The sequence below is a fragment of the Streptomyces sp. NPDC006012 genome, assembly GCF_042871185.1.
GTDB lineage: Bacteria > Actinomycetota > Actinomycetes > Streptomycetales > Streptomycetaceae > Streptomyces.
On the sequence record NZ_JBIAIE010000005.1, the window covers coordinates 356,348 to 377,939 of the forward strand.

Below are 21,592 nucleotides of genomic sequence, written 5' to 3' on the forward strand. Positions count from 1 at the left end.
TGGTCACGCGGTGGGGGCGTACGGGCATATGCGTACGCCCGTGTCCCGCTCGCGCACCACCCGTGTCCGGCCGGGTAGTCCGGTCGGTAGCGGGTAGCGGGTAGCGGGTAGCGGGTAGCGGGTAGCGGGCGAGCGGAGTCGGACGGGCCTCGGGGCGGGCGTCACCGCGGGGCGGGACGAATCGTGCGGTGGCCGCCGTTCGCAGTGCCTTCTCGTAGCGCGTGCCTTCCACTGAGTGGACAGGCCCTCGTCGTACACGCCGTCATAGACTGGTGCGCTGCCCGCCCGACCCCGCCCGAGAGGCCCGCACCCGCCCATGAAGCTCGTCTTCGCCGGTACCCCCGAAGTCGCCGTTCCCGCCCTGGACGCCCTCATCGCCGCCGGGCGGCACGAGGTGGCCGCCGTCGTCACGCGGCCCGACGCGCCGGCCGGCCGCGGGCGCCGGCTGGTCGCGTCTCCCGTGGCCGAGCGGGCGGAGGAGGCCGGGATCGAGGTGCTGAAGCCGCTGAAGCCGCGGGACCCCGAGTTCCTTGAGCGGCTCGGGGAGATCGCCCCCGACTGCTGCCCCGTCGTCGCCTACGGGGCGCTGCTGCCGCGCGTGGCCCTGGACGTGCCCGCCCACGGCTGGGTCAACCTGCACTTCTCGCTGCTGCCCGCCTGGCGCGGCGCCGCGCCCGTGCAGCACGCCCTCATGGCGGGGGACGAGATCACGGGCGCCTCGACCTTCCTGATCGAGGAGGGGCTGGACTCGGGCCCCGTGTACGGGACGGTCACCGAGGAGATCCGGCACACCGACACCAGTGGTGACCTGCTCACCCGGCTCGCCCTCGCCGGTGCCGGGCTGCTCGTCGCGACCATGGACGGCATCGCGGACGGCACGCTGAAGGCCGTACCGCAGCCGGTGGACGGTGTCACCGTCGCGCCGAAGATCAGCGTCGAGGACGCCCGTCTGGACTGGGCCGCCCCGGCGCTGCGGGTCGACCGGGTGGTGCGCGGCTGCACCCCGGCGCCGGGTGCCTGGACCACCTTCCGCGGGGAGCGGCTCAAGGTCATCCAGGTCGTTCCCGCGCCCGAACGCACCGACCTTGCCCCGGGGCAGCCCGCGGCCGGGAAGAACAGCGTGCACGTGGGCACCGGCTCGCACGCCGTCGAACTGCTCTGGGTGCAGGCCCAGGGCAAGAAGCCGATGCGGGCGGCGGACTGGGCGCGCGGGGTGCGGGTCGCGGACGGCGAGACCCTGGGCGGCTGAGTTCCGCCCGGCACCGGGGACGGCTGCGTTCCGACGTAGGCTGGGAGCGCAGCCCTTCCAGCACCGGAGCACCTTTTCGTGAGCGAGCAGTCCCGTCGGCCCCACAAGCCCGCCAAGCCCTACCGCCGCCCCCACAAGGATCCCGTCCGCATCCTCGCCTTCGACGCCCTGCGGGCCGTGGACGAGCGGGACGCGTACGCGAACCTCGTACTGCCGCCGCTGTTGCGCAAGGCGCGGGAGAAGGGCGACTTCGACGGCCGGGATGCCGCCCTCGCCACCGAACTGGTCTACGGGACACTGCGCCGCCAGGGCACCTACGACGCGATCATCGCCTCGTGTGTCGACCGGCCGCTGCGCGAGGTCGACCCGCCGGTGCTGGACGTGCTCAGCCTCGGCGCGCACCAACTGCTCGGCACGCGGATCCCGACGCACGCCGCGGTGTCCGCCTCCGTCGAGCTGGCCCGGGTCGTGCTCGGCGACGGCCGGGCCAAGTTCGTCAACGCGGTGCTGCGGAAGGTGGCGCAGCACGATCTCGACGGCTGGCTGGCCAAGGTCGCACCGTCCTACGACGAGGACCCCGAGGACCATCTCGCCGTCGTGCATTCGCACCCCCGCTGGGTCGTCTCCGCGCTGTGGGACTCGCTCGGCGGCGGCCGGGCCGGGATCGAGGACCTGCTGGCGGCGGACAACGAGCGCCCGGAGGTGACCCTCGTCGCCCGGCCCGGCCGGGCCGGTACCGCGGAACTGCTGCGCGAGGACGCCGCCGTGCCGGGACGCTGGTCGCCGTATGCGGTACGGCTCGCCGAGGGCGGCGAGCCGGGCGCCATCGACGCCGTGCGGGAGGGCCGGGCCGGCGTGCAGGACGAGGGCAGCCAACTGGTCGCCCTCGCCCTTGCGAGCGCGCCGCTGGACGGACCGGACGAGAAGTGGCTCGACGGGTGCGCGGGACCCGGCGGCAAGGCCGCGCTGCTCGGGGCGCTGGCCGCCGAGCGCGGAGCGGTCCTGCTGGCCGCCGAGAAGCAGCCGCACCGCGCCGGTCTGGTGGCCAGGGCACTGGACGGCAACCCGGGGCCCTGGCAGGTCATCGCCGCGGACGGGACCCGGCCGCCGTGGCGGGCCGGCACCTTCGACCGGGTGTTGGTGGACGTGCCGTGCACCGGGCTCGGCGCGCTGCGCAGACGACCCGAGGCGCGCTGGCGGCGACGGCCGGAGGACCTGGAGAACTTCGCGCCGCTGCAGCGCGCCCTGCTGCGCACCGCGCTCGATTCGGTGCGGGTGGGCGGCGTCGTCGGCTATGCGACCTGCTCGCCGCACCTCGCCGAGACCCGGGCGGTCGTCGACGACGTACTCAAGCAGCGCCCGCACACCGAACTCGTCGACGCCCGTCCGCTGCTGTCCCAGGTTCCCGCGCTCGGCGACGGCCCCGACATCCAGCTCTGGCCGCATCTGCACGGCACCGACGCCATGTACCTGGCGCTGATCCGCCGGACCGGCTGACCGGACCGCCGAGCCGCGGGCTCCCGATCCGTCGGTCCGCCGGTTCTCTGGTTCGCCGTCCGGCGCCGCCGTATTCACCGCCGGCGGATCCGGGCGGACCGCGTCGAGGGGGGCGGGATCGGGCGGATGGCGATCGAAGAACAGACCGGATCGGGCCGGGATCGGGCCCGAGGCTGTGACCGGGGGCTCCGTGATACGGCGGCCGCGAGCCGGCCGCCCTTCGCGCCCGGCGCGAGAGACCCGGCCCGGACGTGGCAGGCTTGGGGCATGGCCGTGCAGATCAACCCCAGCATCCTGTCCGCCGACTTCGCCCGCCTCGCGGACGAGGCGAAGGCGGTCGAGGGAGCCGACTGGCTCCACGTCGACGTCATGGACAACCACTTCGTCCCGAACCTGACGCTCGGGGTGCCGGTCGTGGAGTCCCTGGCCCGGGCCACGGACACGCCGCTGGACTGCCACCTGATGATCGAGGACGCCGACCGCTGGGCACCGCAGTACGTCGAGGCGGGCGCCTCCTCGGTCACCTTCCACATCGAGGCGGCCGGGGCGCCCGTCAGGCTCGCCCGTGAGATCCGCGCCAAGGGTGCCCGCGCCTCCATGGCGCTCAAGCCCGCGACGCCCGTCGAACCGTACGAGGACCTGCTCCCGGAACTCGACATGCTGCTGATCATGACGGTCGAGCCGGGCTTCGGCGGTCAGGCGTTCCTCGACATCATGCTCCCGAAGATCCGCCGCACCCGGGAGCTGATCGCCAAGCACGGCCTCGAACTGTGGCTCCAGGTGGACGGGGGCGTGTCGGCGGCCACGATCGAGCGATGCGCGGATGCGGGAGCCGACGTCTTCGTCGCCGGCTCGGCCGTCTACGGGGCAAAGGACCCGGCAGCGGCGGTACGTGCACTGCGCACCCAGGCGGAGGCGGCCACCGCGAAGGCGTCCTGGGCATGCGACCAGTGAGCCACAGGTACATGAACGGCGCCCATCAGGGCTAATCAACCGCGCCGGATCTGCAAGGATGAACGGCGAATCGAGAATGTGAACAGCAGTGAGGAGATCGCCGTGTCGGGTATGTCGGCGGGCCGCACGCGGATGGGACCCGCTGAGCTGGTTCAGGCGGCGGCCATGGCCCGCCGCTTCTACCTTGAGGGCAAGTCCAAGATCCAGATTGCGGAGGAGTTCGGCGTCAGCCGCTTCAAGGTGGCCAGGGTGCTGGAGACCGCCCTCGAAAGGGATCTCGTACGCATCGAGATCCGTGTGCCGGCCGAACTGGACGCCGAGCGCTCCGACGCGCTCCGCGCCCGCTACGGCCTGAGGCACGCCGTCGTGGTGGAGTCCCCGGCCGAGGCGGAGGAGACCCCGGATCCGGAGAACCTCGGCGAGGTCGCGGCCGACCTGCTCGGCGAGCTGGTCAACGAGGGAGACGTGCTGGGCTTGGCCTGGGGCCGGTCCACCATTCACATGGCCGCCGCCCTCGACCGGCTGCCGCCGTGCACGGTGGTGCAGCTGACCGGTGTGTACGACGCCGGGACCGCCGAGCGCGGCTCGGTCGAGGCCGTCCGCCGCGCCGCCCAGGTGTCCGGGGGCGACGCGCACCCCATCTACGCGCCGATGCTGCTGCCGGACGCGGCCACCGCGGCGGCGCTGCGCAACCAGACCGGGATCGCCCGGGCCTTCGAGTACTTCGACAAGGTCACGGTCGCGTGCGTCTCGATCGGCTCCTGGGAGCCGGGCATCTCGGCGGTGTACGACATGCTCAGCGACGAGGAGCGCGGCCACTACGACTCGCTCGGGGTCGCCGCCGAGATGTCCGCGCACCTCTTCGACTCGGAAGGCCGCCGGATCGGCCGGGACCTGGGGGAGCGGTGCATCACGGTCAAGGCCGACCAGCTGCGGCGTGTCCCCGAGGTCGTCGCGATCGCGGGCGGGCAGCGCAAGGCGGCCGCGATCGACGCCGTGCTGCGCTCCGGTCTCGTCACCAGCCTGGTGACGGACACCTCGGCCGCGGATTACCTGATGACCGCCGGCCCGGCGCCGCGGCCCGCCCTGAACCGGTCGGACCCCGACGGACCCTGACCGGCCCGGGCAGCGGACCCGCGCGGGGACGATCGTGACAGCATCGGCAGACGCCGGTCACGGGTCGTCCCCGTTCGCTTTTCCGCGACCTCGGGGCCGGGCGGGAAGGCCCATTACTCCGATGATCACTTACGAATCGTTCCGGACGGTGCTGAGATGACGACCCCGCTGTCGATGTCGACCCCGTACGTCGTGCTGCTCGACCTCGCGGGCATCGTCGACAAGGCGGGCCTGATGGACCGCTCCGCGCGGGCGCTGGAGCTGCCCGACTGGTTCGGCCGCAACTGGGACGCCCTCGCCGACAGCCTCGCCGACCCGTCCGTGTGGCCGCCGCAGACCGCCGGCCGCGCGCTGCTCGTCGTCGTCACCGGCTGGCGGGCGTACGCGCGGCGGCAACCACAGGAGTGGACGGTCGCACAGGACGTGTTCACCGAGGCGTCCGAGCGCGAACCACGGCTGACCGTGGCCCTCGCCCTGGGCTGAACCAGGGCTGAACCGCTGTCGTCGCCCCGGGGCTGAACCGCGGTGCCACCAGGGCCGATGTCCCGCTGGGTAGTATCTGTGTGCAAGGCAGGTAACCGCTTCCCGCCGGCGCGGCCCCGTCCACCCGCTTGGAGGAACCAACGGGCATGGGGCCCTCCAGTCGTGCCTTCGTGGCAGTGACCTGTGCCGTTTCACGTGAAAAAGTAATGTCATGCGTTTTCTTGAGCCGGGTACCGGTCGGCTTGTGCCGAGTTCGTCGGCGCCCTACGACCTGACGTACGACGACGTGTTCATGGTGCCGAGCCGTTCTTCGGTGGGCTCGCGTCAGGACGTGGACCTCAGCTCCCCGGACGGCACGGGCACCACGATCCCGCTGGTCGTCGCCAACATGACCGCCATCGCGGGCCGGCGCATGGCCGAGACGATGGCCCGGCGCGGCGGGCTGGTGGTGATCCCGCAGGACATCCCGATCGAGGTCGTCACCGACGTCATCACCTGGGTGAAGGGCCGCCACCGGGTCCTCGACACGCCGATCGTGCTGGCCCCGCACCAGACCGTCGCCGACGCGCTGGCCCTGCTGCCGAAGCGGGCGCACAACGCCGGTGTCGTCGTCGACGGGACCGGCCGCCCGGTAGGTGTCGTCACCGACCGGGACCTGTCCGGCGTCGACCGCTTCACCCAGCTCACCGAGGTCATGTCCCGCGACCTGCTGCTGCTCGACGCGGACATCGAGCCGCGCGAGGCGTTCAACACGCTGGACACGGCCAACCGGCGCTACGCCCCGGCGGTGGACGGGGACGGCAAGCTGGCCGGCATCCTCACCCGCAAGGGCGCGCTGCGCGCCACGCTCTACACCCCGGCCACCGATGCCCACGGCAGGCTGCGCATCGCCGCCGCCGTCGGCGTCAACGGCAATGTGGCGGGCAGGGCGAAGCAACTGCTGGACGCCGGTGTCGACACGCTCGTCATCGACACCGCGCACGGCCACCAGGAGTCGATGGTCAACGCGCTCAAGCTGGTGCGGGACCTCGACCCGAAGATCCCGGTGGTCGCGGGGAACGTCGTCTCCGCCGAGGGCGTCAAGGATCTGATCGAGGCGGGCGCCGACATCGTCAAGGTGGGCGTGGGCCCCGGTGCGATGTGCACCACCCGCATGATGACCGGCGTCGGCCGCCCGCAGTTCTCGGCCGTGCTGGAGTGCGCCGCCGAGGCACGCAAGTACGGCAAGCACGTGTGGGCCGACGGCGGCGTCCGGCACCCGCGCGACGTGGCGATGGCGCTGGCGGCGGGCGCCTCCAACGTCATGATCGGCTCCTGGTTCGCGGGCACGTACGAGTCGCCGGGCGACCTCCAGCAGGACGCGAGCGGGCGGCTCTACAAGGAGTCGTTCGGGATGGCGTCCGCGCGCGCCGTGCGCAACCGCACCTCGGAGGAGTCGGGCTACGACCGCGCCCGCAAGGCGCTGTTCGAGGAGGGCATCTCCACCTCCCGCATGTTCCTCGACCCGACCCGCCCGGGCGTCGAGGACCTGATCGACTCGATCATCGCGGGCGTCCGCTCCGCCTGCACCTACGCCGGCGCCGCCTCCCTGGACGAGTTCACCGAGAAGGCCATCGTCGGCGTGCAGAGCGCCGCCGGCTACGCCGAGGGCAAGCCCCTGCACGCCAGCTGGAACTGACCCGGTCGCGGCGCCCGGCCCGGCCGGCGCCGCCGTACCGGGACCGGGGGAGGGCCCGCGGTCGCCGACCGGAGCGCGGCGGCTTTCTCGCGTCCCGCGGTCGCCCGGGCCGCCCGCGCTGGGCGGCCCGGGAGGTGTGGGGCGGCCGGCTGACGGCGGGGCTCGTGTTCTACTTCGTGTACGGCCATCGCCGTTTCCGTCCCGCGGTCCCGCAGACCGTCGCGGCGGCGGAGCAGGACCCCGACGAAGAAGTGAACCGCCCGCAGTGCTGAACGATCTCGACGCACGCATCGTGCACGCCCTCGCCGAGGACGCCCGCCGCTCCTACGCGGACATCGGGCACCTGGTCGGCCTGTCCGCACCGGCCGTGAAACGACGCGTGGACCGGCTGCGCGCCTCCGGCGCCATCACCGGCTTCACGGTGCGAGTGGACCCGGTGGCGCTCGGCTGGGAGACCGAGGGGTTCATCGAGGTCTACTGCCGGCGCAACACCTCTCCGGAGACCATCCAGCGCGGCCTGGAGCGCTACCAGGAGGTGGTGGCCGCCTCCACCGTCACCGGGGACGCGGACGCCGTCGTCCAGGTCTTCGCCTCCGACATGCGCCACTTCGAACGCGTGCTGGAGCGGATCGCGGGCGAGCCGTTCGTGGAACGGACCAAGTCCGTGCTGGTGCTGTCGCCGCTGCTGCGCCGGTTCTCGTCCGGAGCGCCGGGCTGAACCACCCTCATCGTCACCGTCACCCGGACCGGCTTGCGCCCGCACCCGGGTGACAGGCGTACGCGGACGACCGGTGCCCCGGCCGTTGAGGCACGCGCGGGAGACAGACACCGCAGGCACGCGCGCGCGTACCCGCGCCCGCCCGTACCCATCCTCCGTCGGCCAGGCACGGCCCGGTGGTTCATTGCGTGCCACCGGACCGGCGGATGCGCAACGAATCGCCGGGCAGGCCGCTGAGCACGCAACGAACCGCTCATCGGTGCGCAACGGCTGCTTCTTGTCCGGCCCGGCACGCCGACCGTACGGTCTAGATGCCCCCGCCCCCCGCCACCGCACCGGTGAGGATCACGCATGCGCACCGCCCTGCTCCAGAGCTCCGGCCGCCCCGGCTCCGTCGTCGAGAACCTCAAGGTCCTCGACGAGGCCGCGGCCCGTGCCGCCGCCGCGGGCGCCGGGCTGCTGGCCGCGCCGGAACTGTTCCTGACGGGGTACGCGATCGGCGACGCCGTCGGCCGGCTCGCCGAGCCCGCCGACGGCGCGGGCGCCGCCGCGGTCGCCGGCATCGCCGCCCGGCACGGTCTCGCGATCGCCTACGGCTACCCGGAGCGTGCGGGCGGCGCCCTCCACAACTCCGCCCAGCTGATCTCCGCCGACGGCACCCGGCTCGCCAACTACCGCAAGACCCACCTCTTCGGCCGCTTCGAACAGGACCACTTCACCCCCGGCGACCGGCCGGTCGTACAGGCCGAGCTGAACGGCCACACCGTCGGCCTGCTGATCTGCTACGACGTCGAGTTCCCGGAGAACGTCCGGGCCCATGCGCTGGCCGGCACCGATCTGCTCGTCGTGCCGACGGCGCTGATGCATCCGTACCAGTTCGTCGCCGAGTCACTGGTCCCCGTGCGGGCTTTCGAGAACCAGATGTACATCGCGTACGCCAACCGGGCCGGCCAGGAGGGCGAGTTCGAGTTCGCCGGAATGTCCACGCTGGCCGGTCCGGACGGCGTCGCCCGCGTCCGGGCGGGCCGCACCGGCGAACTCGTCCTCGCGGACGCCGACCCCGCCCTCCTCGCGGCTTCCCGCGAGGCCAATCCGTACCTGCGGGACCGCCGCCCCGGCCTGTACCGGTCCCTGGTCTGAAACCCGCTCGCCGTCCCCTCAAGTTCACCCGCGCAAGGAGTCCGTACCCCATGACGTCCACGGTGCCCGCCGCCGTCGAGCAGGCAGTCAGGCAGCAGCCGCCGATCACCATGTTCGGACCGGACTTCCCCTACGCGTACGACGATTTCCTCGCCCACCCGGCGGGCCTCGGCCAGATCCCCGCGACCGAGCACGGGAGGGAGGTAGCGGTCGTCGGCGGCGGCCTGTCCGGACTCGTGGCTGCCTACGAGCTGATGAAGATGGGCCTCAGGCCCGTCGTGTACGAGGCGGACCAACTCGGCGGCCGGCTGCGGACGGTCGGTTTCGACGGCTGCGACCCGTCCCTGACCGCCGAGCTGGGCGCGATGCGCTTCCCCCCGTCCGCCACGGCGGTCCAGCACTACATCGACCTCGTCGGCCTGCGGACCAGCCCCTTCCCCAACCCCCTCGCCGAGGCGACGCCGTCCACCGTCGTGGACCTCAAGGGCGAGTCGCACTACGCGACGACCATCGACGACCTGCCGCAGGTCTACCGGGACGTCGCCGACGCCTGGCGCAGGTGCCTCGAAGAGGGCGCGGACTTCTCCGCCATGAACCGCGCCCTGCGCGAACGGGACGTGCCGCGCATCCGGGAGATCTGGGCGCGGCTCGTCGAGAAGCTCGACAACCAGACCTTCTACGGATTCCTGTGCGACTCCGATGCCTTCAGGTCCTTCCGGCACCGGGAGATCTTCGGGCAGGTCGGCTTCGGCACCGGCGGCTGGGACACCGACTTCCCGAACTCCATCCTGGAGATCCTGCGTGTCGTCTACACCGAGGCCGACGACCACCATCGCGGCATTGTCGGCGGTTCCCAACAACTGCCGCTGCGGCTGTGGCGGCGCGAGCCGGAGAAGATCGTGCACTGGGCCCCCGGCACCTCCCTCGCGTCGCTGCACGACAACGGCGAGCCCCGCCCGGCCGTGGCCCGGCTGGACCGCACCGCGGACGACCGGATCACGGTGACGGACGAACACGGCGAGGTCCGCACCTACCGGGCGGCCGTCTTCACCGCCCAGTCCTGGCTGCTGCTCTCCAGGATCGACTGCGACGACTCGCTCTTCCCGATCGACCACTGGACGGCGATCGAGCGCACCCACTACATGGAGTCCAGCAAGCTGTTCGTCCCGGTGGACCGGCCGTTCTGGCGGGACGAGGACCCGGCCACCGGCCGGGACGTGATGTCGATGACGCTCACCGACCGCATGACGCGCGGCACCTATCTGCTGGACGACGGTCCGGACCGGCCGGCGGTCATCTGCCTCTCCTACACCTGGTGCGACGACAGCCTGAAGTGGCTGCCGCTGTCCGCGGACGAGCGGATGGAGGTCATGCTGAAGTCGCTCGGCGAGATCTACCCGGACGTCGATATCAGGGGGCACGTCATCGGCGACCCGGTGACCGTCTCGTGGGAGAACGAGCCCTGGTTCCTGGGCGCGTTCAAGGCCAACCTGCCCGGTCACTACCGCTACCAGCGGCGGCTGTTCACCCACTTCATGCAGGACCGGCTGCCCGCCGACCGCCGCGGCCTCTTCCTCGCCGGGGACGACATCTCCTGGACGGCCGGGTGGGCCGAGGGCGCCGTCCAGACCGCGCTGAACGCGGTCTGGGGTGTGATGCACCACTTCGGCGGAGCGACGGATCCCGGCAACCCCGGACCGGGCGACGTCTTCGACGAGATCGCGCCGGTGGAACTACCCGAGGACTAGGACGGGTGTGCCTGCCGAAGTCCCGCCGGGGCCGCGACGCCTGGCACGGGACACCGTCGTAGCGGACGCCGCGGCACCAGGCGCCGCGACGCCGGAGGCCGCGGTCCGAGCGCCGCCGCCTGATCCGACGCTCCTGGCGAAACACGTCCTAGACCCCGGCGGCCCGGGCCTTCTCGTAGACCTCCGCCGCGATGTCCTTCAGGTGCTCGGCGTCACGGGCGCTGTTCTGCAGCTCGACGAGGATCTCCTGCGGGCCGGCGGCCGCGTGGGCGACCAGGTCCTCGACGATCTGGTCGGCGTCGCCCTGGAAGGGCAGGCGGTCGGCACCGGTGTGGGGTTCGGCCGAGAGGGACGCGTTCGCCCGCACGACCGTCCGGAGGGGTTCCGTACGTCCCCGCTCGGCCGCCAGGTCCTGCACCTGCCGCCACTGCGCGGCCAGCTGCTCGGCGCCCATGGCCACCGGCAGCCAGCCGTCGGCGTGGTCGACCAGCCGCCGCAGCGCCCGCTCGTTGCCCGCGGCCAGCAGGATCGGGATCGGCCGGACCGGCTTCGGCCCCACCACGGCCGAGGCGATCTTCGTGATGCGGCCCTCGTAGCGCACCGGGTCGGGGCCCCACACCGCCCGGCAGACCTCGATGGCCTCGTCCAGTACCCGGCCGCGCTCCGCGAACGGACGGATCCCGGCCGCCGCGTACTCGTCCAGGGACCAGCCGGTGCCGAAGCCCGCGATCACCCGGCCGCCGCTCGCCGCGTCCACCGAGGCGAGCGCTGTGGCCAGTTGGAACGGCTGGTGCAGCGGCGCCACCAGCACACTGGAGCCGAGTTCGGCCCGCTCGGTGGCCGACGCCGCCAGGGTGAGGGTGACCAGCGGATCCGCGACATGCCGGTAGCTGTCCGGCCAGGGCAGCCCTTCGATGTTGTAGAGACCCTGGGTGGCCGGATCGGGGACCAGGGCCCGTTCGAAGACCCAGAGGCTGTCGTAGCCGATCCGTTCGGCCGTGCGGGCCACGTCGGGTACGTCCGTGCCGAGGGAGTACTGCCGTGTCTGCGGGAGGCCGAGTCCGAGCCGGATTGCCATGCCGGAGCTCCTTCTTGATCGAGTGTCTGTACGTCAACCTAATCCTGTCGCACGGCTGTTCCTGCGAAGGCTCGCGCAATGTCCGGATCAGTCCGGTAGCGGGGTGAGCAGCAGGCGGCCCGCGAGACCGACGGCCGCGTCCAGGCGTTCGGTGAACTCCTCGGCGAGGTCCCCGCAGCGGCGCAGCGCCCACAGCGCGCGCGCCGCCGACCAGGTCGCGTCCCGGGCACGCTCCAGGCTCCAGGAGCCGAGCAGATGGGTCAGCGGATCGGCGATCTGGAGGACGTCGGGGCCGGGCATCAGATCCTCGCGGACGCGTTCCTCCAGCGACACGAGGAGGTCGCCCACGCGGTCGAACTCGTCCTCCAGGTCGTCGGGTTCGCAGTCGAGGGTGCGGCAGGCGTCCACCACGGCGAGCGCGAGGTCGTGGCCGATGTGCGCGTTGATCCCCGCCAGTGCGAACTGCAGGGGCCGTACGCCCGGATGGCGGCGCAACTGGAACAGCGGCCGCCAGCAGGCCGGTGCGCGGCGGGCGTCCGCGGACGCGTCCACCGCGGCCAGGTACCGGTGCGCGAACCGGACGTCCAGCGCGATCGCGCTCCGCCGGTCGGTGAAGTACCCGGTGTCCAGTCCTCGTTCGACCTCCTCGGTGACGGTCAGATAGACGCGGTTGAAGACCGCGACCCCGTCCCGGGCCGGCAGGGTGGCGGCCAGGGCGCGCATCCGCGAGGCGACGGCGTCGACGGTGCGGACGGATGCGGTGAGCTGTTCCAAGTGCGCCATGGGGGCAGGGTGTCAGCCCCGGGCCCGCCGGAGCGCCGACGGGCCCGGGGCGTCCCCGGAACGAGGGAACAGGGCCGTCGTGCACGGGGGTTGGGCCACCGGGGAACGGCGAGCGGGCCGGGCGGCGTGCGCACTTCCCAGCCCGGCGCCCGGTGCCCGGCCCGGAAGTGCGCACGCCGGAGCAGGACGGCGAACCGGCGCGGTGGCTGCCCGTCGCAGACGGGCGGGGTGAGCGCCCGTCCCGGACAGGGGAAGTGACCGCGCGTCACGAACCGGAGCGATGACCGTTTGTCCCGGTGTCCGGTGTGTCGTAGGCGGAGGTGCCCTCGTCCAGCAGCGGCCGCTGCTCCTTGAGATGGGCGGGGGCGAGGGCGCGCAGCGCGTGGTAGCCGATGATCACGACCAGCGTGCCGAGGGCGATGCCGCTGAGCGAGAAGGTGTCGGTGAACTTCAAGGAGACGTTGCCGACGCCGATGATGATGCCCGCGGCGGCCGGGACGAGGTTCAGCGGGTTGCGCAGGTCCACCCCGCCGTGCAGCCAGATCTGCGCGCCGAGCAGGCCGATCATGCCGTACAGGATGACGGTGATGCCGCCGAGGACCCCGCCCGGGACGGCGGCGACGATCGCGCCGAACTTGGGGCACACGCCGAACAGCAGCGCGAACCCGGCGGCGGCCCAGTACGCGGCCGTCGAGTAGACGCGGGTGGCGGCCATCACGCCGATGTTCTCGGAGTAGGTGGTGTTCGGCGGGCCGCCGACCGCGGTCGAGAGCATCGAGGCGACGCCGTCCGCCGAGATCGCCGTGCCGAGCTTGTCGTCCAGGGGATCGCCGGTCATCTCGCCGACCGCCTTGACGTGCCCGGCGTTCTCCGCGACCAGCGCGATGACGACCGGCAGGGCGACCAGGATCGCCGACCAGTGGAAGGACGGGCCGTGGAAGGACGGCAGCCCGACCCAGTCGGCCCTGCCCACGCCGGACAGGTCCAGGCGCCAGTGGTCGGTGAGCTTGCCGCTCGCGTCCACCGAGTGGATGCGGCCGAAGACCCGGTCGAAGGCCCAGGAGGCGACGTACCCGAAGACCAGGCCCAGGAAGATCGCGATGCGTGACCAGAAACCGCGCAGGCAGACCACGGCTACGGCGGTGAACAGCATCACGAGCAGGGCGGTCCACTGGTCCTGCGGCCAGTAGGTGGACGCCGTCACCGGCGCCAGGTTGAAGCCGATCAGCATGACCACGGCGCCGGTCACGATCGGCGGCATCGTCGCGTGGATGATGCGTGCCCCGAAGCGCTGCACGGCGAGACCCGCAAGGAACAGCACGACGCCGACCACGAAGACCGCGCCGGTCACCGTGGCGCTCGTACCGCCCTGGGCGCGGATGACCGCGGCGACCCCCACGAAGGACAGGGAGCAGCCCAGATAGCTCGGCACCCGTCCGCGGGTCGCGAGCAGGAAGATCACCGTCGCGACGCCCGACATCATGATCGCGAGGTTGGGGTTCAGCCCCATGAGCACGGGGGCCACGAAGGACGCGCCGAACATCGCCACGACGTGCTGGGCGCCGAGGCCCACCGTGCGGGGCCAGGACAGCCGTTCGTCGGGGCGTACCACCGCTCCGGGCGCGGGCGTACGCCCGTCGCCGTGCAGCTTCCAGCGCACGCCGAGGTCCATGGTGTGGTTTCGCTTTCTCTGTACGTGAAGACGGTCCGGACCATTGTCACGGCTACCTGGTGGTCCTACGCTCGCCTGGCCCCACTCATGAACTGCGTTCATATCTGTGATCGGAGGGTGTGATGCGTGGAAGCTCCCGCGTCGCGGTCCTGCTCGCCGCGGTGGTGGCGTTCGCGGCCATGGTCGTCCCCGGTGCGCAGGCGGCGCCGAAGGCCCCGGACACCGCCGTACTGGACGGCTCCCGCCTCCAGCGGACGAAGGTCCGGCTGGACCACGGCGACCGTCGACTACGGCTCGTTCTCAAGGACTTGACGGCCCGTGCGGACACCTGGCTGGACCAGGGGCCCTGGACCGTCGTCGACAAGCCCAGACCCGCTCCCGGCGGCGACGTGCACGACTATCTGAGCCAGGCGCCCTACTGGTGGCCGAGCACGGCGCCGACCGCCGGCAACCCCTGGGGCTGTCCGTACGTCCAGCGGGACGGACAGCGCAATCCGGAAGTGGACAGCGGCACCGACCGCCAGGACGTCGAGAGGGTCTTCGACTCGGCCTACGACCTCTCGCTCGCCTGGTACTACACCGGCGACCGGCGCTACGCCGAGAAGGCCGGGCAGATCCTGCGCACCTGGTTCCTCGACCCGGCCACGCGGATGAACCCGAACCTGAACCACGCCCAGTTCATCCCCTGCAAGTACGACGGCCGGGCCATCGGCATCATCGACTTCTCGCAGTCCTACACCAGCGTCGTCGACGCGCTCGCGATCCTCGCCACCGGGGCACCCGGCTGGACCGGGACCGACCGTAGCGGCATGACCCGGTGGAACGCCGACTTCCGCGACTGGCTGGAGAACAGCGACTTCGGCAAGGCGGAAGGCGCCGCCGCCAACAACCACGGCACCTTCTACGACATGCAGCTCGCCGCGCTGGCCTACGCGACCGGCGATACCGCCCTGGCACGGCGGACCGTGCTGGACGCCCGGGCTGGGCGCATCGACCCGCAGATAGCGGGTGACGGCAGCCAGCCCCAGGAGCTGACCCGGACCCGCAGCTGGCACTACTCGACCTTCGACCTGGTCGCCTACACCCGCCTCGCGGCCATCGGCCGGCACGTCGGCGTGGACCTGTGGGCCTACCGGGGACCGGACGGGCAGAGCCTGTTCAAGGCCGTGGACTACCTGCTGCCCGCGGCGACCGGCGCCACCGCGTGGCCGCACCCGGAGCTGGAGTTCCAGCGCTTCGCGGCGAGCGATGTCGTACACGCGGCGGCCGACGCGGGGGACGCAGCGGCCCGGCGGGCGGTCCCGCTGCTGGAGGAACCGCCCGGCGGCGACCTGTGGCGACTGCGCCCGGCCGCGGAGCAGTTGGACTCGATCGCGGGCTGACGGCTGCGGCGGCGGGTGTGCCGGCGGTGACGCCTCAGGGCCGCGGGTCGGGCACCGCCGCCGGCCGGCCGGCCTCGGCCCGGGTCCGGCCGCGCGGGCGGAGCACCCCCGCGAACACCGCCAGCCCGCACGCCAGCAGGGTCACCAGGCAGAACGACACCGTCAGGCTGGTCGCCTGGGCCACCCCGCCGATCATGCTGGGCGCTACCAGGCCCGAGGTGTAGGTGATGGTCGCCACGCCCGCGATGGCCTGGCTCGGATTGGTGCCGCTGTGCCCGGCCGCCGCGAAGCACAGCGGCACGACCACCGCGATGCCCAGACCCATCATCGCGAACCCGGCCATCGCCACCGCCGGATGCCCGGCCAGGACGATCAGCAGCCCGCCGGCCGCGGCGAGCACCCCGCCCGTGCGGACGGTGCGCACCGCGCCGAACCGGTTCACGACCGCGTCCCCGGCGATCCGGGCCACCGCCATGGTCAGCATGAATCCGGTGGTGCACGCCGCGGCCAGCCCCGCGGAGGTCCCCAGCCGGTCCTGAAGGAACACCGCCGACCAGTCGAGGCTCGCGCCCTCCGCGAACACCGCGCAGAAGCCGACCGCGCCGATCAGCAGCGCCGAACGGGGCGGCAGCGCGAACCGCGGCGGCGGCTCCTCGTCCTCGGCGGCCTGGAGATCCAGGACCCAGCCCGCGGCCAGGATGCCGAGCAGGGTGAGGACGGCCGCCGCGAGCCCGAAGTGCACCCGTGCGTCCGAGCCCAGATGGGCGGCGATGGTGCCGGCGGCCGAGCCGGTCAGGGCACCCGCGCTCCACATGCCGTGCAGCCCTGACATGATCGACTTGTCGAGCAGCCGTTCCACCTCCACGCCCAGCGCGTTCATCGCCACGTCGGCCATGCCGGAACTCGCGCCGTAGACGAACATGGCCAGGCACAGCGTGTACAGGTTCGGGGCCACGCCGGGCAGGATCAGGGACAGGGTCCACAGCGCGATCAGCCCACGCAGCGCGGTGCGGCTGCCGAGCCGGTGACTGATCCAGCCCGCCAGCGGCATCGAACACGAGGCGCCGAGCGCCGAGAAGGCCAGCGCGAACCCGAGCTGTCCCGCGCTCAGCGAGGCATGGTCCTGGATCCAGGGCACCCGGGTCGCGAACGAGCCGGTGACGGCTCCGTGCACGGTGAACACGGCCGCGACGGCGTACCGGGAGCGTTTCACCTCCCCCTGTGTGTGGATCACGCCACTCATGCTCCGGCCCCTCCCTGGATGCGTCACCCCGCTGTGCGGCAAACTATCAGGGACCCTGCCTGATAGATAGCGAGTATTCTGCCGTCCCCGGCAGGGACAACGGGCGGCCGGGCCGGCAACGCCGAAGTGGGAGGGTTCCCGTCATGCCCGCATCACCGAGCACCGCCCGGGCCATCAACGACCGGCTCGCCCTGCGGCTGCTGCAGGAGGAAGGCCCGCTCACGGCCGGGCAGTTGAAGCAACTGACCGGGCTGTCCCGGCCGACCGTCGCCGACCTCGTCGAACGGCTCACGGAATCCGGCCTGATCACGATCGTGGGCGAGTGGGGAGAACAGCGCCGCGGCCCCAACGCCCGGCTCTACGGCATCGTCGCCGACCGGGCCCATCTGGCCGCACTCGACGTCCGCACGGAGAGCGTCTCCGTGCTGGTCTCCGACCTGCTGGGCCGCGTACTCGCCGAGGCGTCGGTGCCGATCGCCGGGGACAGCGGGACCGGGCCCGCGGTGGAGCAGGCGGTGATGCTGGTGGAGCGGGCGGCGAAGGAAGCCGGGGCCGACCGGCTGCACACCGTCGGCATCGGTGCGCCGGGGCTGATCGACCCCGCCACCGGCGAACTCCGGGACACCTCCGGGCTGCCCGCCTGGCACCGGCGCCTGGTCGCCGCGCTTCAGGAGCGCATTCCCGCGGCCCGGGTCACCGTGGAGAACGAGACCAACCTCGCGGCCCTGGCCGAGCAGCGCGAGGGCTGTGCCCGGGACCGCGACACCTTCGTCCTGCTCTGGCTCAGCCACGGCACCGGTGCCGCCGTCGTCCTGGACGGCATCCTGCGTCGCGGCGCTTCCGGCGGCACGGGCGAGATCGGTTTCCTGCCGGTGCCGGGCACCTCGGTGCTGCCCTCGGCGACGGACTGCGAGGGAGGCTTCCACTCGCTCACGGGGGCCGCGGCGATCGAGGTGCTGGCCGACGGGTTCGGGCTCGCCGCGGCCGCGGGCGACACAGCGGGATCGCGCGCGGCGGGCCTGGTCAGGGCGGCCGTGGCCGGGGCCGTGGCAGGCTCCGACACCGCGGCCGACCGCTTTCTCGACGCGCTCGCCGACCGCATGGCCATCGGTGCGGCTTCCGTGGCCGCGATTCTGGATCCCGGCTGCGTGGTCCTCGGCGGCGAGGTCGGCCAGGCCGGCGGCGCGACGCTCGCCGCCCGGGTGGCGGAACGGGTCCGGCGGATGTCACCCCTGGCCACCGAGGTGCGCGCGAGCGCCCTGGGGGGCGGCGCCGTGCTACGCGGCGCACTGCTGACCGCACGGGAGCGCGCCCAGGACGACTTGTTCGGACCGCAGGACCGCTAGACCGCTGGTCCCGCTGCCCCCGCTCGCCCTTGGTTTCTGGGGCGCCTGGGGCCTCCTGGGGCACCTTGGGGCCTCCTGGGGCCTCTGGGGCGACCGCACCGAACCGTGCTCCCACGATGTGCCCCCTGTCACAGCTGTCCGCAGCACCGCGTCGACGGCGAAAGATATCAAAAGGAACGGAAAGGCTGCGAAATGCCTGGAAAGGAGGTGAAGGGCGGCGAAATGCAAGGGAAGCCGGGGAAGGCGCAGGGAAGGGGAAGGTGGCGTAATTCGATGACGGACAACAGAAGCCGACTGGAAAGGGAAAGCGGCGAAAGGGTGCGCGCGGGTCGGGTCCTTTCGGGCTGCCGCCGGGCCGTGGTCGCCTGGCCTGTCGCCGGAAGGCTGGCGACCCGGCGGCGGGCAAGGGCCGTCGTCACCGCCACCGGGCCCGCCCGCACCATAAAAGGACTAGACCAGTAAGGTCAATGGGTGTGGACCGATGGTCAGGAACCTTTCCTGGCATGGTAGTTGACCTGCGACGGCCCTGCGGGCGAGTCCGGCGCACGCCGCTGTGAGGCAATCCACAGAGGCACCCTGTCTGGGCGGTGCTCGGGCGTGGCACACTGGTCGGGTACCAGAAGCAGCGCACTCCGGGGTCGGTGTAATTCCGAACCGGCGGTTACAGTCCGCGACCCGGCCGCGTCCAGCGGTCGGCTGATCAGGTGAAATTCCTGAACCGACGGTTAAAGTCCGGATGGGAGGCAGTGCGCGGCGGGCGGGCATCCGTGCGCGCCGCCGTATGCGGGTTCGTCCCCTGTGGGCGATCCCTTCCGGCGTCGTTCCCCGAGTGCTCATCCGTCCCTTCTGTCGATATCGACAGGCCCCGGAGTCCGTGCCCGAATGAGGCAGGAGGACCCGGGAAGTGTTCACCGGAATCGTCGAAGAACTGGGTGAAGTCACCGCCGTCGAGAACCTGGGCGATGCCTCCCGTTTCCGGCTCCGCGGCCCCGTCGTCACCGACGGCGCGCGGCACGGCGACTCCATCGCCGTGAACGGAGTCTGTCTCACCGTCGTCGAGCACGAAGGCGACGAGTTCACCGCCGACGTGATGGCGGAGACGCTCAGCCGCTCCAGCCTGGGCGCCCTCACCGTCGGCTCCCGCGTGAACCTCGAACGCCCCACCGCCGTGGGCGCCCGCCTGGGCGGCCACATCGTGCAGGGCCACGTGGACGGCACCGGCGAACTGCTGACGCGCACCCCCTCCGACAACTGGGAGATCGTGAAGATCTCCCTGCCCGCGGACCTCGCCCGCTACGTGGTGGAGAAGGGCTCCATCACCGTCGACGGCATCAGCCTCACCGTCGTGGAGGCGGGCGCCGACCACTTCACCGTCAGCCTCATCCCGACCACCCTCGCCCTGACCACGCTCGGCCTCAAGAAGCCCGGCGACCCGGTCAACCTGGAGGTCGACATCATCGCCAAGTACGTCGAGCGGTTGCTCGCCGGCCAGGGAGCGACCAGGTGAACTGGCTCAACTCGGAGGCATTCACCCTCTTCGGCCAGCACATCAAGTGGTCGGACGCGATCGGCAACGTCTTCGGCCTGATCGGCCTGGCGTTCGGCTGGCGCCGCTCCCTGTGGAGCTGGCCGACGCAGTTCGTGTCCGGTCTGATCCTGTTCGCCGCGTTCGCCACCGCCCATCTCTCCGGCAGCGCCGGCAAGCAGATCGTGGTCATGGCCGCCGCCGGCTACGGCTGGTGGCAGTGGAGGCGCGGCACCGTGCGGGGCGCGGACGGCCAGGTCACCGTCCGGTTCGGCACCTGGCGCGAGCGGGCCGTCCTGGCCGGCGCCGCCGCCGTCGGCACGGTCGCCGTCTCCGGACTGTTCCACGCCTACCCCGCGCTGTCCTGGGATCCCTGGCCGGACGCCTACATCTTCGTCGGCACCGTGGTCGCGATGTACGCCCAGGCGCGCGGCATGGTCGAGTTCTGGCTCGCCTGGCTGCTCGTCGACGCCGTCGGTGTCCCCCTCAACTTCGCAGGCGGCTTCGCCTTCTCCGGCTTCGTCTACGTCATTTACGGCGCGCTCGTCCTGTGGGGCCTGCGCGACTGGTGGCTGCGCTCCCGCAAGGCCGCGCGGCCCGTCCTGGAAGGAGCGCCGGCATGACCGCGGCACCGATCCTGTACGGCACGGACAACATCGAGGACTTCGGCCTCGACCCCATCGAGCAGGCCGTCGCCGACATCGCGGCCGGCCGCCCGGTCGTGGTCGTCGACGACGAGGACCGGGAGAACGAGGGCGACCTCGTCATCGCCGCCGAGAAGGTGACCCCCGAGATCGTCGCCTTCATGATGAGCGAGTGCCGCGGCCTGATCTGCGCCCCCATGGAGGGCGCGGAACTCGACCGGCTGCGGCTCCCGCAGATGGTCGAGGACAACACCGAGTCCATGAAGACCGCCTTCACCGTCTCCGTCGACGCCTCCCCCGCCCACGGTGTGACCACCGGGATCTCGGCCGCCGACCGCGCCACCACGCTCCGGCTGCTGGCCGGCGGCACGGCCGAGCCCGGCGACCTGGTCCGCCCCGGCCATGTCTTCCCGCTGCGCGCCCGCTCCGGCGGTGTCCTGGTCCGCCCCGGCCACACCGAGGCCGCCGTCGACCTCGCCCGGCTCGCCGGGCTGCCGGCGGCGGGCGCGATCGTGGAGATCGCGGGCGAGGACGGCCGTATGCTCCGCCTGCCCGAACTGATCCCGTTCGCGCGCAAGCACGGCCTGACGATCGTCTCCATCGAGGACCTGATCGCCTACCGGCGCATCACCGAGCAGTCCGCCCCGGCCGCGCTGCAGGTGCCCGCGCCGGTCCCGCTCCCGCAGCGGGCGCCCACGCCCGAGCCCGCCGTCCGGCGCGAGGCCGAGGTCCACCTGCCCGCCCGGCACGGCACCTTCACCGCGTACGGCTACCGCTCCACCACCGACGGCGTCGAGCATGTCGCCCTCGTGCACGGCGAGATCGGCGACGGTGAGGACGTGCTGGTCCGCGTCCACTCCGAATGCCTCACCGGCGACGTCTTCGGCTCCCTGCGCTGCGACTGCGGCCCCCAGTTGGACGCCGCCCTCGAACGCATCCGGGAAGAGGGCCGCGGCGTCGTCGTCTACCTGCGCGGGCACGAGGGCCGCGGCATCGGGCTGCTGTCCAAGCTGCGCGCCTACGAACTCCAGGAACGCGGCCGGGACACCCTGGACGCCAACCTCGAACTCGGCCTGCCCGCCGACGCCCGCGACTACGGCGCCGGAGCCCGGATCCTGACGGACCTCGGCGTGCGCAGCCTGCGCCTGATGACCAACAACCCCGACAAGACCGACGCCCTGCTGCGCCACGGCCTGAGGGTCGTCGGGCGCGAGCGGACACCCGTGCCCGCGGGCGAGCACAACCTCCGTTACCTGCGCACCAAGCGGGACCGGATGGGGCACGACCTGCCCTGGCTGGACGCACAGGCTGCTTCCGGCCACGGCGACAAGTAAGC

At 72.3% G+C, this 21,592-nt stretch carries 18 protein-coding genes and 1 riboswitch; of the genes, 14 read left to right on the top strand and 4 right to left on the bottom strand.

Features of this window, described 5'->3' with window-relative positions:
• The first annotated feature begins 316 nt into the window (after window positions 1-316).
• The 9 genes from fmt (at window position 317) to ACFYPJ_RS13120 (ending at window position 10,583) form a co-directional block, all read left to right on the top strand.
• Window positions 317-1,249, top strand: coding sequence for a methionyl-tRNA formyltransferase (fmt, locus tag ACFYPJ_RS13080; protein WP_389014863.1), 933 nt, complete (start codon window positions 317-319; stop codon window positions 1,247-1,249).
• Window positions 1,250-1,327: 78 nt separating this feature from the next.
• Window positions 1,328-2,746: an RsmB/NOP family class I SAM-dependent RNA methyltransferase gene (locus ACFYPJ_RS13085; RefSeq protein WP_389014866.1), complete on the top strand. Its 1,419-nt coding sequence runs from the start codon at window positions 1,328-1,330 to the stop codon at window positions 2,744-2,746.
• Between the two features lie 267 nt (window positions 2,747-3,013).
• Entirely contained in the window at window positions 3,014-3,700 is a 687-nt protein-coding gene (gene rpe / locus ACFYPJ_RS13090; protein WP_389014869.1) for a ribulose-phosphate 3-epimerase, read from the top strand.
• Window positions 3,701-3,778: 78 nt separating this feature from the next.
• Window positions 3,779-4,816, top strand: a complete 1,038-nt coding sequence (locus tag ACFYPJ_RS13095) for a sugar-binding transcriptional regulator (RefSeq protein ID WP_376536408.1) — start codon at window positions 3,779-3,781, stop codon at window positions 4,814-4,816.
• 156 nt (window positions 4,817-4,972) lie between these two features.
• Complete coding sequence (locus ACFYPJ_RS13100; RefSeq protein WP_389014873.1) at window positions 4,973-5,299, top strand: barstar family protein; 327 nt, start codon at window positions 4,973-4,975, stop codon at window positions 5,297-5,299.
• Window positions 5,300-5,510: 211 nt separating this feature from the next.
• On the top strand, window positions 5,511-6,977 hold the full coding sequence (locus tag ACFYPJ_RS13105) for a GuaB1 family IMP dehydrogenase-related protein (RefSeq protein WP_389014876.1): 1,467 nt from the start codon (window positions 5,511-5,513) through the stop codon (window positions 6,975-6,977).
• A 265-nt stretch (window positions 6,978-7,242) separates the two neighbouring features.
• A complete protein-coding gene (locus tag ACFYPJ_RS13110) occupies window positions 7,243-7,695 on the top strand; it encodes an Lrp/AsnC family transcriptional regulator (RefSeq protein WP_389014879.1) in 453 nt (150 codons plus the stop codon).
• 351 nt (window positions 7,696-8,046) lie between these two features.
• Window positions 8,047-8,835 (top strand): carbon-nitrogen hydrolase family protein, encoded by a 789-nt coding sequence (locus ACFYPJ_RS13115; RefSeq protein ID WP_389014881.1) that lies wholly within the window; start codon window positions 8,047-8,049, stop codon window positions 8,833-8,835.
• Between the two features lie 50 nt (window positions 8,836-8,885).
• Entirely contained in the window at window positions 8,886-10,583 is a 1,698-nt protein-coding gene (locus ACFYPJ_RS13120) for an FAD-dependent oxidoreductase (RefSeq protein ID WP_389014884.1), read from the top strand.
• Between the two features lie 148 nt (window positions 10,584-10,731).
• Here the strand turns inward: ACFYPJ_RS13120 and ACFYPJ_RS13125 are convergent, their stop codons facing one another.
• The 3 genes from ACFYPJ_RS13125 to ACFYPJ_RS13135 form a co-directional block, all read right to left on the bottom strand.
• Window positions 10,732-11,661: an LLM class F420-dependent oxidoreductase gene (locus ACFYPJ_RS13125; protein ID WP_389014887.1), complete on the bottom strand. Its 930-nt coding sequence runs from the start codon at window positions 11,659-11,661 to the stop codon at window positions 10,732-10,734.
• An 87-nt stretch (window positions 11,662-11,748) separates the two neighbouring features.
• Window positions 11,749-12,444 carry a DUF5995 family protein gene (locus ACFYPJ_RS13130; RefSeq protein ID WP_389014890.1) on the bottom strand — a complete coding sequence of 232 codons (696 nt, stop codon included), beginning with the start codon at window positions 12,442-12,444 and terminating at the stop codon, window positions 11,749-11,751.
• Between the two features lie 265 nt (window positions 12,445-12,709).
• Entirely contained in the window at window positions 12,710-14,116 is a 1,407-nt protein-coding gene (locus ACFYPJ_RS13135; RefSeq protein WP_389014892.1) for a uracil-xanthine permease family protein, read from the bottom strand.
• A 122-nt stretch (window positions 14,117-14,238) separates the two neighbouring features.
• Between ACFYPJ_RS13135 and ACFYPJ_RS13140 the strand changes: the two genes are divergently transcribed.
• Entirely contained in the window at window positions 14,239-15,498 is a 1,260-nt protein-coding gene (locus ACFYPJ_RS13140) for an alginate lyase family protein (protein WP_389014895.1), read from the top strand.
• 34 nt (window positions 15,499-15,532) lie between these two features.
• Here ACFYPJ_RS13140 and ACFYPJ_RS13145 read toward each other — a convergent pair whose 3' ends face one another.
• Window positions 15,533-16,741 (bottom strand): MFS transporter, encoded by a 1,209-nt coding sequence (locus ACFYPJ_RS13145; protein ID WP_389014898.1) that lies wholly within the window; start codon window positions 16,739-16,741, stop codon window positions 15,533-15,535.
• A 143-nt stretch (window positions 16,742-16,884) separates the two neighbouring features.
• Between ACFYPJ_RS13145 and ACFYPJ_RS13150 the strand changes: the two genes are divergently transcribed.
• From ACFYPJ_RS13150 to ACFYPJ_RS13165, 4 genes are all read left to right on the top strand, one after another.
• Window positions 16,885-18,087 (top strand): ROK family transcriptional regulator, encoded by a 1,203-nt coding sequence (locus ACFYPJ_RS13150; protein ID WP_389014901.1) that lies wholly within the window; start codon window positions 16,885-16,887, stop codon window positions 18,085-18,087.
• 623 nt (window positions 18,088-18,710) lie between these two features.
• Window positions 18,711-18,841, top strand: a riboswitch (FMN riboswitch).
• Between the two features lie 150 nt (window positions 18,842-18,991).
• Window positions 18,992-19,594 (top strand): riboflavin synthase, encoded by a 603-nt coding sequence (locus tag ACFYPJ_RS13155; protein ID WP_389014903.1) that lies wholly within the window; start codon window positions 18,992-18,994, stop codon window positions 19,592-19,594.
• Window positions 19,591-20,235: a nicotinamide riboside transporter PnuC gene (locus ACFYPJ_RS13160; RefSeq protein WP_389014906.1), complete on the top strand. Its 645-nt coding sequence runs from the start codon at window positions 19,591-19,593 to the stop codon at window positions 20,233-20,235. Before ACFYPJ_RS13155 ends, ACFYPJ_RS13160 begins: the two co-directional genes overlap by 4 nt.
• Window positions 20,232-21,590, top strand: a complete 1,359-nt coding sequence (locus tag ACFYPJ_RS13165) for a bifunctional 3,4-dihydroxy-2-butanone-4-phosphate synthase/GTP cyclohydrolase II (RefSeq protein WP_389014908.1) — start codon at window positions 20,232-20,234, stop codon at window positions 21,588-21,590. The genes ACFYPJ_RS13160 and ACFYPJ_RS13165 overlap by 4 nt, the downstream gene beginning before the upstream one ends.
• Window positions 21,591-21,592: the final 2 nt, after the last annotated feature.